This window comes from Mesorhizobium sp. M0514 (assembly GCF_040321145.1).
GTDB lineage: Bacteria > Pseudomonadota > Alphaproteobacteria > Rhizobiales > Rhizobiaceae > Mesorhizobium.
In genome coordinates this window covers 24550-37362 of the sequence record NZ_JAMYQZ010000001.1, presented here as the reverse complement: position 1 = coordinate 37362, position 12813 = coordinate 24550, and the positions used below count along the sequence as shown (strand labels likewise).

The window sequence follows — 12813 nt, the reverse complement described above, 5'->3', positions numbered from 1 at the left end:
TTTTGCTTCTGTTGCAACCGCAGGTTTTTGTTATGGTGCGCACGGGCCGACGCCGGAGGGACGGCGGCAGCGCGGTCCGTCATGACAAGGAGGGTCGAATGCTGAAAGAATTCCAGGAATTCATTTCCAAAGGAAATGTGATGGACCTTGCGGTCGGCGTCATCATCGGCGCGGCCTTCAGCAAGATCGTCGATTCTCTTGTCAATGACATCATCATGCCTTTCATCGGCGCACTTGGTGGCGTCGACTTTTCCAACTACTTCATAGGCCTCTCATCAACAGTGCATTCGACCAATCTTGCCGACGCGCGTAAGGAAGGCGCGGTGTTCGCCTACGGCAATTTTATCACCGTGGCGCTGAATTTCGTCATCCTGGCTTTCATCATCTTCCTGATGGTCAAGGCCGTGAACAACATGCGCAAGCGGCTCGAGCGGGAGAAGCCGGCCGCACCTGCGGCTCCGCCGCCGGCTGACGTCGCACTGCTCACCGAAATTCGCGATCTCCTCGCCAGGAAATAGACAAGGCCAGATTTCTGGACCAAAACCCCGGTCGTTCGCGGCCGGGGTTTTCTGTTGCCGCATCTGCTAAGAGCATCCGCCAATGCATGTCGCCCATAAGTGCGCAGCGGTTCTGGATAATGACATGCATCAAAGCAGACATCAAAACGGACCTGTCATGACCCTGATCGATAGCTTGCGCGCCGAAGCGGTGGCCGCCCCCGAAAGCGGCATTGTCGCCGTCGTCAATTACGGCCGTACGCGCGAGGGCATGATCCCGCTCTGGGCCGGTGAAGGCGATTTGCCGACGCCTGCCTTCATTTCGGAAGCCGCCGCCAAGGGGCTCGCCAATGGCGAGACCTTCTATACCTGGCAGAAAGGCATTCCGGAGCTGAGGCAAGCGCTTTCCCGCTACTATGCCAGGCATTTCGGCAAGAGCTTCGCCGAAGAGGAATTCATCGCCACCGGTTCCGGCATGCATGCCATTCAGTTGGCATTAGCAGCGGTCGCCGGCAGCGGCGACGAGGTGGTCTATCTCTCCCCGGCTTGGCCGAATTTCGCCGCCGCCGCCGGTATTTCCGGCGCTACCCCGGTTGCGGTCACGCTCGACCAGTCCGGCAATGGCTGGTCCTGCGATGTCGACAAGATTGCAGCTGCGGTGACGCCGCGCACCAAGGCGCTGTTCGTCAACACGCCATCGAACCCGACCGGCTGGACGGCCGATAAGGAAACGCTGCAGGCGATCCTGAATCTCGCCCGCCAAAAGGGTCTGTGGATCATCGCCGACGAGATCTATTCGCTGTTCCACTACGGCCACGGCCGTGCGCCGTCCTTCCTCGACATTTCGACCGCGGAAGACCGCATCCTGTTCGTCAACTCCTTTTCCAAGAACTGGGCGATGACCGGCTGGCGCGTCGGCTGGATCAAGACCCATCCCGAGCTGCAGCAGGTGTTCGAGAACCTGATCCAGTATTCGACCTCAGGCGTCGCCCAGTTCATGCAGCGCGGCGCCGTCGCGGCGCTGGACCACGGTGATGCCTTCATCGTCGAGCAGGTGGAGCGCGCCAGGAAAGCGCGCGACCTGGTCTGCGATATTCTCGGCGCAACCGGCAAAGCGCGCTTCACCGTGCCGCAAGGCGCGTTCTATTTGTTCTTCACGGTAGACGGCATCACCGATCCGCGCCGGGCCGCTTTCGACATTGTCGACAAGGCCAATGTCGGCCTCGCGCCGGGCACCGCCTTCGGCCCTGGCGGAGAGGCGTTTTTGCGCCTGTGCTTCCACCGCCGCCTCGACCAGCTCGAGGAAGCGGCACACCGGCTGGCGGGATGGATGAGGACGGTTTGAGATTAAATGGGCGGCGGCTTCAGCCGCCCGACTTCGGCACCAGCAGCGGCACAATCCGGTCGCTCTTGGTGACAGTGGGCCGCCCTGCGGAGCCATAGGGAATGCCCAGCGCATCCCATGTCTCGACCAGCGCGTCCTGCAGTCCCGCAATCAGCGCATCGGTATGGAACGGCGTCGGCGTGATGCGCAGCCGCTCGGTGCCGCGCGGCACGGTCGGATAGTTGATCGGCTGGATGTAGATGCCGTGCACGCCGAGCAGACGGTCGCTGGCCATCTTGCAGAGTTCGGGGTCACCGACCAGCACCGGCACGATATGGGTCGGCGATTCCATCACCGGCAGGCCAGCTGCAGACAGAACCTCCTTGGTCCGCGACGCCTGGCGCTGTTGCGCATCGCGCTCGGCCTGCGAGCGCTTGAGGTGGCGGATGGACGTGGTGGCGGCGGCGGCGATCGCCGGCGGCAGCGCCGTGGTGAAGATGAAGCCCGGCGCATAGGAGCGCACCGCGTCGATGACGGCGCTGTTGCCGGCGATATAGCCGCCCAGCGCGCCGAACGCCTTGGCCAGCGTGCCTTCGATGATGTCGATGCGGTCGGCCAGCCCCTCGCGCTCGGTGATGCCGCCGCCGCGCGGTCCGTACATGCCGACGGCATGGACCTCGTCAATATAGGTCATGGCGTTGTAGCGTTCGGCCAGTTCGACGATCTGCTTGATCGGCGCGATGTCGCCATCCATCGAATAGACGCTCTCGAACACGATCAGCTTGGCGCGTTCGCTGCCCGCCACCTGCAGCAGGCTTTCGAGATGCGCGACGTCGTTGTGGCGGAAGATCTTCTTTTCGGCGCCCGAGCGCCGTACGCCTTCGATCATCGAGGCATGGTTGAGCTCGTCCGAAATGATCAGGCAATTGGGCAAAAGCCGCGCAATGGTCGAGATCGAGGCCTCGTTGGAGACGAAGCCGGAGGTGAAGACCAGGGCCGCTTCCTTGTCGTGCAGGTCGGCCAGTTCCAGCTCGAGCTCGACGAGCGGGTTCGAGGTGCCGGAAATGTTGCGGGTGCCGCCGGCGCCCGAACCCATCTTGCCGGCTGCATTCTGGAACGCGGCAATGACATCGGGGTTCTGGCCCATGCCGAGATAGTCGTTGGAACACCAGACGGTGATTTCCTCGGCGCGGCCGTTTGAACGCCAGATGGCGCGCGGAAACTTGCCGGCAATGCGCTCGAGATCGGCGAAAACCCGGTAGCGCCGCTCGGCGTGGAGCTGGTCGATCGCTTCCTCGAAGAACCGCTGATAGTTCATGTCGCCTTCCCAGTTTTGCGCGGGATCATAATCGTTGGCCCATTCGTCGTCCACCGGGCCGTTTTGGTCAAAATGCCACGCCCCAAGCCTGTTCCTAACGACCCCGGATCGTGGCCTATTCCCTTGATGTGGATCAATTTTGTTTCCGTACGATGCCACAGGCCGGTGAGACTGTTACGGATTTAACATTCAGGCGTTTCTAATGGCCTTGCCGCAGGCTTTCCAGTAAGGCGGTGATTGAGACAGTTTCCGATAAATCATGAGTAAAAGAGGACACGGATGACGGTTTTGGTAACGGGCGGCGCCGGTTATATCGGCAGCCACATGGTCTGGGAACTGCTGGATGCCGGCGAGAGCGTCGTCGTTCTCGACCGCCTTTCCACGGGCTTCGAATGGGCGGTGGCGCCGGAGGCCAAGCTGGTCGTCGGCGATGTCGCCGATAGGGAATTGGTCGGCCAGATCATCCGGGATAACAAGGTCGACGCGATCATCCACTTCGCCGGTTCCATCGTGGTGCCGGAATCGGTTGCCGACCCGCTCGCCTATTACGAGAATAACACCTCCAAGACCCGCACGCTGATCGAAACCGCGGTGCGCGAGGGCGTGCCGCATTTCATCTTCTCCTCGACCGCCGCCGTCTATGGCGGCGCCGGCCTGGAGCCGGTGCGCGAGGATGCCCGCCTGGCGCCGGAATCGCCCTACGGCCTGTCCAAGCTGATGAGCGAATGGATGCTGCGCGATGCAGCGCTTGCGCATCCCTTGCGCTACACTGCGCTGCGCTACTTCAACGTCGCCGGCGCCGATCCCAGGGGCCGGACGGGTCAGTCGACGCCTGGCGCCACGCATCTGATCAAGGTCGCCTGCGAGACCGCGCTCGGCAAACGCCCCTTCATGCAGGTGTTCGGCACCGATTATCCGACGCCGGACGGCACCTGCATGCGCGATTATATCCATGTCAGCGACCTGGCCGCGGCCCACCGGCTGGCGCTGCAGCGCCTGCGCGCCGGCGGCGGCAGCCTCGTCGCCAATTGCGGCTACAGCCACGGCTATTCGGTGCTCGAGGTCATCGACAGCGTGCGGCGCGCCTTCGGCCGGGATTTCGAGGTCAAGATGGGCGACCGGCGCCCCGGCGACGCCGCCGCCGTGGTTGCCAATTCGGACCTTGCACGCGCCGAACTCGGCTGGACCCCGCAACGCGACGACCTCGACCAGATCGTCGCCGATGCGCTCGCCTGGGAGCGCGTCCTCACCGGCAAGAACTCCGCGCGAGGCTGAGCCGGGCACTTCCGAGGGCTCGCAAGGCGCGCGGCGAAGCGCTATTGAAGGCATTGGCGATGCGGCGTGGAGGCGCTGCGCCGCGAAGAGGGGGTGGCATGAAGATAACGGTGCTTGGAGCCGGTGTTGTCGGCACCGCGGCCGCGTATTATCTGGCCGCCGACGGCCATGAGGTCACCGTTATCGAGCGCCATCCGGCGCCGGCGCGCGGCACCAGCCAGTCCAATGCCGGTCTGGTGTCGCCGGGCGACGCCACCGCCTGGGCCTCGCCAGCGGCGCTGAAGACCTTCCTGCGCGCGCTCTGGAACCATGATCTCGGCATCAAGGTCAGGCTGCGCTTCGATCCTTATTTCCTCGCCTGGAGCCTGCGTTTCCTGCGCCAGTGCACCGTGGCCCGGCTGCGCGCCAACAGCCAGGTCAAACTGCGCCTGGCGCTCTATTCGCGCGACTGCATCAACGCGCTCTCCGACGCCACCGGCATCCACTATGACGAGCGCAAGAAGGGCATTCTTTATTTCTTCCGCTCACAGCACAGTCTCGACACCGGCACCGACAACTACCAGTTTCTGGCGAAGCATGGCCTGCCGATCGAGATCGTCGGCCGCGACCGGCTGGTCGAACTTGAGCCCGGGCTCGCCGGAGTGAAGGAAAAGATCGCCGGCGGCGTTTATTCGCCAATCGACCAGACCGGCGATTCCAGGATATTCGTCGATGGGCTGGCCGCCTATGCCGCCGAAAAGCTCGGCGTCAGATTCCTGTTCGACACCACGGTCGAGGGGCTCGACATAGAAGGCGACTGGGTGCGTGCGGTCATGACGTCGGCCGGCCCGGTGACGGGCGACGCCGTCGTCATCGCCATGGGCCCCGAGAGCGGCCTGATCGGCCGCCGCTACGGTATCGACCTGCCCGTCTATCCGGTTAAAGGCTATAGCGCGACCATCCCGCTGGAGGACGAGAGCAAGGGACCGACCATGGGCGGCGCCGACGAGGACCGGCTGGTTGGTTACTCCAGGCTCGGAAACCGCCTGCGCATGTCCTCGACAGCCGAGTTCACCGGCTTCGACCGCAGCTTCAAGCCCAGCGACTTCAAGTCTATGCTGAGCACCGGCAAAGACCTTTTCCCTGGCGCTTTCGACGAGAAGAAGGCGCTGCTTTGGGCGGGCCTGCGACCAATGATGCCGAACTCGGTGCCGGTCATCGGTCAGGCCAAATATCGCAACCTCTATCTCGACACTGGGCATGGCCATGTCGGCTGGACGATGGCCTGCGGCTCGGGCAAGTTCCTGGCCGACCTCGTCGCCGGCCGCAAGCCGGAGATCGACCCCCAAGGGCTGGTCTACGGGAGCTGAGCGATGTCGGGACCGCAAGTCGCTATCGACCTTGGCCGCATCGAGCGCAACGCCCGCACCATCGTCGAACGCTGCGCATTGTCTGATATCAAGGTATTCGGTGTCACCAAGGGCACATGCGGCATGCCGCAGGTGGCGCGGGCCATGCTGCGCGGCGGTGTGTTGCCGGCATCGCGGAATCGCGTTTTGAGAACATTCGGCGGCTGCGCGACAGCGGCATCAATGCGCCGGTCATGCTGCTGCGCAGCCCGCCCATGGCGCGCGTCGAGGAGGTCGTGCGCACCGTCGACATCAGCCTGCAGTCGGAACTGACCACCATCCGCGAGATATCGCGCATTGCCGAGCGCATGGGCCGCGTCCACGACATCATGCTGATGATCGATCTCGGCGATCTCCGCGAAGGCATCTGGCCAAGCGACCTGATCCCCACCGTCGAGCAGATCCTGGAATTCAAGGGCGTGCGCATCGCCGGCATCGGCACCAATCTCGGCTGCTTCGGCGCCATAATGCCGACGCCGGAGAACCTTGGCCAACTCGTCGCCCATGCCTACAAGACCGAGCGCCTGTCCGGCAAAAGCCTCGACTTCATTTCCGGCGGCGCCTCGTCGTCGCTGACGCTGCTGCTCGAAGGCAAGCTGCCGCCCGGCATCAACAATCTGCGCGTGGGCGAGGCGATCCTGCAAGGCGGTGTCGAAACCTTTCGCGACGTGCCGTGGCCCGAACTCGAACCCGATGCCTGCCGGCTGACCAGCGACATCATCGAGGTCAAACTCAAGCCTTCGCGGCCGATCGGCACATCCGGCTACGACGCCTTCGGCAACCAGCCGGTCTTCGCCGACGAGGGCGACCGGCTGCGCGCCATCGCCAATATAGGCCGCGAGGACGTGCTGGTCGAAGGGCTGACGCCGATCGCCAAGGGGGTGAGGGTGCTCGGCGCTTCCAGCGACCATCTGCTGCTCGATGTGCAGGATGCCGATCCGCGACCTACCGTCGGCGACCGCGTCGCCTTCCGCATGAACTACGGCGCCATGCTTTTGGCGATGACGTCGGAATATGTCGAGAAGGCCCCTATGCACGACGTCGCGGATTTCTCCGGCCGCAAGATGGTGTCGATCTCGGCCGAACCGGAAGCCGGCGGGATTATCGCCCGCGAGGGAACCGGCGCGCGTCTGGAGGCGATGAATTTCGACGTGGTCGAACTCGCCGACGTCGAGCGGCCGCCCTCGGGCTTGATCCGGCTCGCTGCCGGCGCCGATCGCCGTATCGCCCACAAGGCGCTGACCGCAACGGCGCGCGCCACGCATTCCTTCGGCTTGATTTGGATCGATTCCATCGCCGCTCTGATGCCCGAGGACGAGGAGGCCAAAGACATGCCTGAAGTCTCGGTGCTGGCCCGCGCGCTCGGTCTCGATCACAAGCCCTGCGCACTGCAGCCGCAGCTGTCGCCGGAAAATGTCGTCATCGTCGGCCTGCGCCATGCCGATCCGGCGGAGGCAAGGGTGCTGAAGGATTCGCGCGTTTCGGCCTTCACCATGACCGACATCGACGCCATGGGCATGCGCGACCTCATGCATGAGGCGATCCGCATCGCGACGTCGGGCACGCAGGGCTTTCACGTCAGCTATTCGCCGACGGCGACCGAATTTGCCGCCTGGGCTGCGGGCTCGGGCGGGCTGACGGTGCGCGAGACGCATCAGGCAATGGAGGCGATCTCGCTGTCCGGCGGTCTGCTGTCGATGGATGTTTCCGGGCTGACCGCCGGTCTGGAGCCGCGGATCGGCGCCGACGCCGTCAACTTCGTCATGTCGGCCTTTGGGAAGCGGATTTTGTGATCAGCCTTGCGCGTCGACTGCCGCGCGCCACGCGGTGACATAGGCCGCCCAGACCGGGTCGGTCTGCGGCTCAATTCTTTCGCCCTTGCCGTGCGTCACTGGCTGATCGGATGCGAGCAGTGCCGCGCCGATGCTGGTGCCGGTGGCCGCCTCGGAGGCGATGACGATGCGCGCGGTCGCTGCCGCCAGCATGCCGACAAAGAGCCGGTTGCGGGCAAACGGTCCTTCCACGGTGGTCGGGCCGTCGGCGCCGATCAGCTCAAGGCAGGTCGCCGTCATCAGCGCCAGATAGAAGGAGATGGCGGCGAACCGCTCGCCTTTGCTGATGCCCTCGGCACCAAGCCATGCCGCGGCATGGTGCGGGAACGGACCTGATCCCTGCTGGGTAGAAGGCAAAAGCAGCATCTTTTTTGTCAGAACGGCCAGCACCTCGCTGCCGCTGCAGTCCTGCGGCTTGTTCTTGGTCAGCCGGGAAAACTCACGGCCACCCATGAAACGCGCCGAGGGCACGGGGTCGCCCAGCGCGCTGACATTGACCAGCGTGTCGCGCGCAGCATCGAGCGCAATCTCTCTGCCGCCGACCGCCATCGATACCACCCAGGTGCCGGTCGAGACGACCGAGAAGGGCGGCTCGTCGGACAGAAGATGCGGCAATAGGGAGGCGTTGGAATCGTGCAGTCCGCAGAAAACCGGGGTCTGCGGATCGAGCCCGGTGCGCGCGGCAAGCGCCGGCAGGATCGGGCCGAGCTGGTCCCTGGCCGGCCGCACCGATGCCATCAGCCTGCGCCAATCCAGCCTGTCGACCATCGAGGAAAAGTCCGCCTCCCAAGGGCTCCACAGATCGGTGTGGCAGCCGAGCGAGGTCACCTCGTTGGCGGCAACGCCGGTCAGGCGCAGCGCCCAGTATTGCGGATACATCAGCATCGCGGCGGCCCTGGCGAATTCGGTGGGAAAACGCTTCTCAAGCCAGAAGAATTGCGCACCGAGATTGAGGCCGAGCGGCAGGCGCGGCGTCCCGGTCTCAATGAAGGGCGGACGGATCGCACTATACTCTGTAGCCAGCCTGTCGGGGCCGTCGAACTCATAGTCGAGGACAGGCAGCACCAGTTCGCCCGCTGCGTCGACCAGCACGCCGGTCGCACCATGCGTGGTGATCGAAATCGCGTCGATACGCTGTTCGCGGTTGAGGCTGGCAAGGCTGTTGAGGATGAACCTCCACAGCGACTCGACATCGTGATGCGGGTAGGGCGCTTGCCGCAGCGGCGCGTTCGCCATGCGGCGCAACCCCACTTCGCTCAACGTGACGAGATCGACCAGCGCGACCTTGGCGTTGGTCTTGCCGATGTCGATGACGGCGATATGGCGCAGCGCACTCATGCCAAATGGAACATTGTTTCCAGGGGGATGGCCACCGGTTGGTTGTCCGGCCTGGTCTCCATGATGTCGGCCATGTGCGCCCACCAGCGCTGCATCACCGGGTGCTTCGGCAGGTCGGCCATGCCATGGTCGTCGCGCCGCCACAGCACGCCGAACAGGATGTTGGTGTCTTCATCGAGATGGATCGAATAATCGGCGACGCCGGCCTCTCTCAGCAGCGCCACCAGCGACGGCCAGATCTCATCGTGGCGCTTTTTGTACTCGGCTTTCATGCCGGGTTTGAGCTGCATCTTGAAGGCGTATTTCTCAGGCATCAGCCGTTACCACGCAGCCGCCGCCAGACGATCGGCAGCGCGATGACGACGATCAAGAGCAGGCCGATGAAGATCGACATGACGATGCCGGGCACGTTGAGCAGGCCGAGGCCGAAGGTCACCAGCCCCATGATGAAGGCGGCGAGCACGACGCCTAAAATGCTGCCGGAGCCGCCCAGAATGCTGACGCCGCCGAGCACCACCATGGTAATGACTTCGAGCTCGTAACCCTGCGCGATGGACGGTCGCGTCGAGCCGAGCCGAGAGGTGATCAGCACCGAGGCGATGCCGGCCATCAGCCCTGTAAGGCAAAACAGGATGAATTTGATGCGGCCGACGCGAACGCCGGAAAACTGTGCCGCGACCGGATTGTTGCCGATGGCAAAGACACGGCGGCCGAAGCTGGTGCGATGCAGCAGGAACCAGTAGGCGACGGCCGCGATGAGGAAGAGCACCAGTTCGAACGACACCACCCACCAGACATAGCCCTGGCCGAAGAAAGCAAAACTCTCAGGATAGCCTTTGTAGGCCTGATCGCCCAGGATGATGAAGGCAATGCCGCGAAACAGGCTCATCGTGCCGATGGTAACGACGATGGACGGCAGGCCGAGCCTCGTCACCAGGAGCCCGTTGAAAGCGCCGCAGCCGAGCCCGACGACGATGCCGATCGCCACCAGCACCGGCGTGTCGGCGCCGGCCTGCACCGCCATGCCCATCATAGTCGAGGCGAGCGCGATGATGGCGGCGACCGACAGGTCGATCTCGCCCGAAATGATCAGCAGCGCCATGGCGAAGGCGATCAGGCCTTTCTCGGTGAAATTGAAGGTCAGGTCCGACAGCGAATAGGCATCGAGGAAATAGGGCGATGCGAAACTGTTGATGGCGAAGATGGCGACCGCCACGACGACCAGCAGCGCTTCCCAGGAAAAGATCGCTGAAGAGAGCGGCTTGTCGAGCCGGTCTGGAATGTGGCGCGGGGCGGGGGTGTCGGTCATGCCGCCTCCGCCTTCCTCAGAATGATCCGCCCCTGCTGGCGTTCGCCGCGCGCGTTGAGCACGACGGCCAGGATGATGGCGCTGCCTGAAATCGCCATCTGCCAGAAGGGCGAGATGTTGATCACCGGCAGTGCGTTGGAGATGATGCCGAGGAACAGCGCCCCTAACACCGCGCCCCCGACCGAGCCGATGCCGCCGGCAATCGAAATGCCGCCGATGACGCAGGCGGCGATGATATTGAGTTCATAGCCATTGGCGACCTCGACCGAGGCGATGACATAACGAGAAATCCAGAGATAACCGGCGAGCCCGCCGATCATGCCGGAAATGCAGAAGACGATGAATTTGGTTCGGCCGACATCGATGCCGGCATAGACCGACGCCGTCGGGTTGACGCCGATGGCATAGATCGAACGGCCAAGCGCGGTTCGCGTCATCACCACGAAGAACAGCGCGATGACCAGTATGGCGATCCAGGACAGAACCGGAATGCCCAGGAAAGCTGCGCGCTGGAAGCCGATGAAGTCCGGGCTCATCTTGTCGGCATTGACCCAGGCGCCGCCGGAGAGGACGAAGGTGGCGCCGCGATAGATGGTGAGCGTGCCCAATGTCACCACGATCGAAGGGATGTTCAGCCGCCACACCAGCAGGCCGTTGATGGCGCCGAGCACCAGTCCGACGGCCAGCGCAATGACGATCAGCAGCGGGATCGGGATCGCCGGATGCGCGGCGTTCAGCATCGCCACCACCATGCCGGTGAAGCACAGGTTGGAGGCCATCGACAGGTCGATCGAGCGGGTCAGGATGACGACCATCTGTCCCAGCGCCAGGATCATCAGGATCGAGGTGTCGTTGAACACCTGGGCGAGATTGCCGGGGTCGGCAAAGGCCGGGAAGCGCGTCGAGATCAGAGCAATCAAAACGACGATCGCCGCTGCCAGCCAGATCTCGCGGAATTTCAGGAGAGCCTTCATGCCGCGATCCCCGCTGCCGTCCGGACCAGCGTTTCGGCGTCCAGCCCCTTATTATCGTAGACCGCCGCAACCAGCCCTTCGCGCATGACGACGACGCGGTCGGACATGCCCAGAATCTCCGGCAGTTCCGACGACACCATGATCACCGACAGGCCCTGCGCGACGAGCTCCGCCATGAAGCCGTGCACGGCGGCCTTGGAGCCGATGTCGATGCCCTTGGTCGGCTCGTCCAGGATGATCACCTTGGGCGCTGTCGCCAGCCATTTGGCGATGACGATCTTCTGCTGGTTGCCGCCCGACAGCGTGCCGACATCCTGGCTCAGCGACGAGGCGCGCAGGTCTAGCCGCTCGGTGTAGGAGCGGGCGAGCGCGAATTCTTCCGACAATCGCAGCAGGCCGGATTTGGAGGTGCGCTTGAGCGAGGGAAGCGAGACGTTTTGGAAGATCGGCAGGCCGATCACCACGCCCTGCTTGCCGCGTTCCTCCGGCACGTAGACGATGCCGGCTTCGATGGAATCCGCCGCCGATTTCGGCGTGATCACCTTACCTTCCAGCGTTATCGTGCCGCCCGATATGCGGGTGATGCCTGAAACCGCCTGCATCACCTCTGACCGCCCGGCGCCGACAAGGCCGTAGAAACCGAGGATCTCGCCCTTGTGCAGTTCGAAGCCGATGTCGTTGAATTCGGTCGGGTGCGAAAGGCCAGCGACCGACAGCACCGGCGCGCCGATCTCGGCCTTGCGTTGCGGAAAGATGTGATCGACCGAGCGGCCGACCATCATGCGCACGATCTGGCTCTGGCCGGTATCCTTGATAAGGCCCTCGCCAACCATCTCGCCGTCGCGGAACACGGTGTAGCGATCGGCGATCCGATAGATCTCGTCGAACTTGTGGCTGATGAACAGGATCGCCTTGCCTTCCTCCTTGAGGAATTCGATCAGCAGGAAAAGCTCCTCGATCTCCTTCATCGAAAGGGCTGCGGTCGGCTCATCCATGATGACGATCTGCGCATCGATCGACATCGCGCGAGCAACCGCTACCAGATGCTTGTTGGCGATGCCGAGGTCTTTCAGCCGCGCATCGGCGTCGATATGGCCGGCATGCATGGTGTCGAGCACTTCGCGCGCGTGTTTTCGCATGGTGCGCCAGTCGATGGTGCCTAGCCGCGTGCGCGGCGCATGGCCGAGAAAAATGTTTTCGGCGACGCTCAGATCGTCGAACAGCACGGTTTCCTGATGAATGGCAGTGACGCCGTGGCCGAAGGCGGCATGCGCGCTGGGCAGGGTGACGGCCTGGCCGTCAATGCTGATCGTGCCGGCGTCGGGCTGGTAGATGCCGGTCATGATCTTGACCAGCGTCGACTTGCCGGCACCGTTTTCACCGATCAGCGCCGTAACCTGGCCGGGGTAAAGCGACAGGCTGACATTGTGCAGCGCGCGCACGCCGGGAAAGCTTTTGGAGACGCCGGACAGCGTCAGGCGCGGGGCAGGACCCGTGGGCTCCTCCTTCGCAATGCCGTGCTGGGCTGTCGTGTCCATATCCGTATCAAGCCCTGAAA

Annotated in this window: 11 protein-coding genes; 5 read left to right on the top strand and 6 right to left on the bottom strand. The window is 63.7% G+C overall.

Features of this window, described 5'->3' with window-relative positions; genetic code table 11:
- Positions 1 to 98 precede the first annotated feature (98 nt).
- Together mscL and NKI61_RS00180 are read left to right on the top strand one after the other, a co-directional pair.
- Positions 99 to 518, top strand: a complete 420-nt coding sequence (gene mscL, locus NKI61_RS00185; RefSeq protein WP_023681933.1) for a large conductance mechanosensitive channel protein MscL — start codon at positions 99 to 101, stop codon at positions 516 to 518.
- A gap of 157 nt (positions 519 to 675) precedes the next feature.
- On the top strand, positions 676 to 1842 hold the full coding sequence (locus NKI61_RS00180; RefSeq protein WP_023669650.1) for a pyridoxal phosphate-dependent aminotransferase: 1167 nt from the start codon (positions 676 to 678) through the stop codon (positions 1840 to 1842).
- Between the two features lie 19 nt (positions 1843 to 1861).
- Here NKI61_RS00180 and hemA read toward each other — a convergent pair whose 3' ends face one another.
- Positions 1862 to 3139, bottom strand: a complete 1278-nt coding sequence (hemA, locus tag NKI61_RS00175) for a 5-aminolevulinate synthase (protein ID WP_352838629.1) — start codon at positions 3137 to 3139, stop codon at positions 1862 to 1864.
- 279 nt (positions 3140 to 3418) lie between these two features.
- Here hemA and galE point away from each other — a divergent pair, with 279 nt between their 5' ends.
- From galE to NKI61_RS00160, 3 genes are all read left to right on the top strand, one after another.
- Positions 3419 to 4414 carry a UDP-glucose 4-epimerase GalE gene (gene galE / locus NKI61_RS00170; RefSeq protein ID WP_352838628.1) on the top strand — a complete coding sequence of 332 codons (996 nt, stop codon included), beginning with the start codon at positions 3419 to 3421 and terminating at the stop codon, positions 4412 to 4414.
- 98 nt (positions 4415 to 4512) lie between these two features.
- On the top strand, positions 4513 to 5763 hold the full coding sequence (locus NKI61_RS00165) for a D-amino acid dehydrogenase (protein WP_023715345.1): 1251 nt from the start codon (positions 4513 to 4515) through the stop codon (positions 5761 to 5763).
- Between the two features lie 116 nt (positions 5764 to 5879).
- A complete protein-coding gene (locus NKI61_RS00160; RefSeq protein ID WP_352838627.1) occupies positions 5880 to 7595 on the top strand; it encodes an alanine racemase in 1716 nt (571 codons plus the stop codon).
- Here the strand turns inward: NKI61_RS00160 and NKI61_RS00155 are convergent, their stop codons facing one another.
- The 5 genes from NKI61_RS00155 to NKI61_RS00135 are packed head-to-tail and all read right to left on the bottom strand — an operon-like array spanning position 7596 to position 12793.
- The gene (locus NKI61_RS00155) at positions 7596 to 8972 is read right to left on the bottom strand and encodes an FGGY-family carbohydrate kinase (RefSeq protein ID WP_352838626.1); all 1377 of its coding nucleotides are present in this window, start codon (positions 8970 to 8972) and stop codon (positions 7596 to 7598) included.
- Positions 8969 to 9286 (bottom strand): L-rhamnose mutarotase, encoded by a 318-nt coding sequence (gene rhaM, locus NKI61_RS00150; RefSeq protein ID WP_023715347.1) that lies wholly within the window; start codon positions 9284 to 9286, stop codon positions 8969 to 8971. Before rhaM ends, NKI61_RS00155 begins: the two co-directional genes overlap by 4 nt.
- Positions 9286 to 10281 carry an ABC transporter permease gene (locus NKI61_RS00145; RefSeq protein WP_023750005.1) on the bottom strand — a complete coding sequence of 332 codons (996 nt, stop codon included), beginning with the start codon at positions 10279 to 10281 and terminating at the stop codon, positions 9286 to 9288. The genes rhaM and NKI61_RS00145 overlap by 1 nt, the downstream gene beginning before the upstream one ends.
- Complete coding sequence (locus NKI61_RS00140; RefSeq protein ID WP_023681925.1) at positions 10278 to 11255, bottom strand: ABC transporter permease; 978 nt, start codon at positions 11253 to 11255, stop codon at positions 10278 to 10280. The genes NKI61_RS00145 and NKI61_RS00140 overlap by 4 nt, the downstream gene beginning before the upstream one ends.
- Complete coding sequence (locus NKI61_RS00135; RefSeq protein ID WP_023750006.1) at positions 11252 to 12793, bottom strand: sugar ABC transporter ATP-binding protein; 1542 nt, start codon at positions 12791 to 12793, stop codon at positions 11252 to 11254. The genes NKI61_RS00140 and NKI61_RS00135 overlap by 4 nt, the downstream gene beginning before the upstream one ends.
- Positions 12794 to 12813: the final 20 nt, after the last annotated feature.

Bases quoted from the DNA above. Each gene is read 5' to 3' on its own strand.
- rhaM (WP_023715347.1), bottom strand. From the start codon at position 9,286: ATGCCTGAGAAATACGCCTTCAAGATGCAGCTCAAACCCGGCATGAAA.
- NKI61_RS00165 (WP_023715345.1), top strand. From the start codon at position 4,513: ATGAAGATAACGGTGCTTGGAGCCGGTGTTGTCGGCACCGCGGCCGCG.
- galE (WP_352838628.1), top strand. From the start codon at position 3,419: ATGACGGTTTTGGTAACGGGCGGCGCCGGTTATATCGGCAGCCACATG.
- NKI61_RS00135 (WP_023750006.1), bottom strand. From the start codon at position 12,793: ATGGACACGACAGCCCAGCACGGCATTGCGAAGGAGGAGCCCACGGGT.
- NKI61_RS00180 (WP_023669650.1), top strand. From the start codon at position 676: ATGACCCTGATCGATAGCTTGCGCGCCGAAGCGGTGGCCGCCCCCGAA.
- NKI61_RS00155 (WP_352838626.1), bottom strand. From the start codon at position 8,972: ATGAGTGCGCTGCGCCATATCGCCGTCATCGACATCGGCAAGACCAAC.
- NKI61_RS00160 (WP_352838627.1), top strand. From the start codon at position 5,880: ATGCGGCATGCCGCAGGTGGCGCGGGCCATGCTGCGCGGCGGTGTGTT.
- NKI61_RS00140 (WP_023681925.1), bottom strand. From the start codon at position 11,255: ATGAAGGCTCTCCTGAAATTCCGCGAGATCTGGCTGGCAGCGGCGATC.
- NKI61_RS00145 (WP_023750005.1), bottom strand. From the start codon at position 10,281: ATGACCGACACCCCCGCCCCGCGCCACATTCCAGACCGGCTCGACAAG.
- hemA (WP_352838629.1), bottom strand. From the start codon at position 3,139: ATGAACTATCAGCGGTTCTTCGAGGAAGCGATCGACCAGCTCCACGCC.
- mscL (WP_023681933.1), top strand. From the start codon at position 99: ATGCTGAAAGAATTCCAGGAATTCATTTCCAAAGGAAATGTGATGGAC.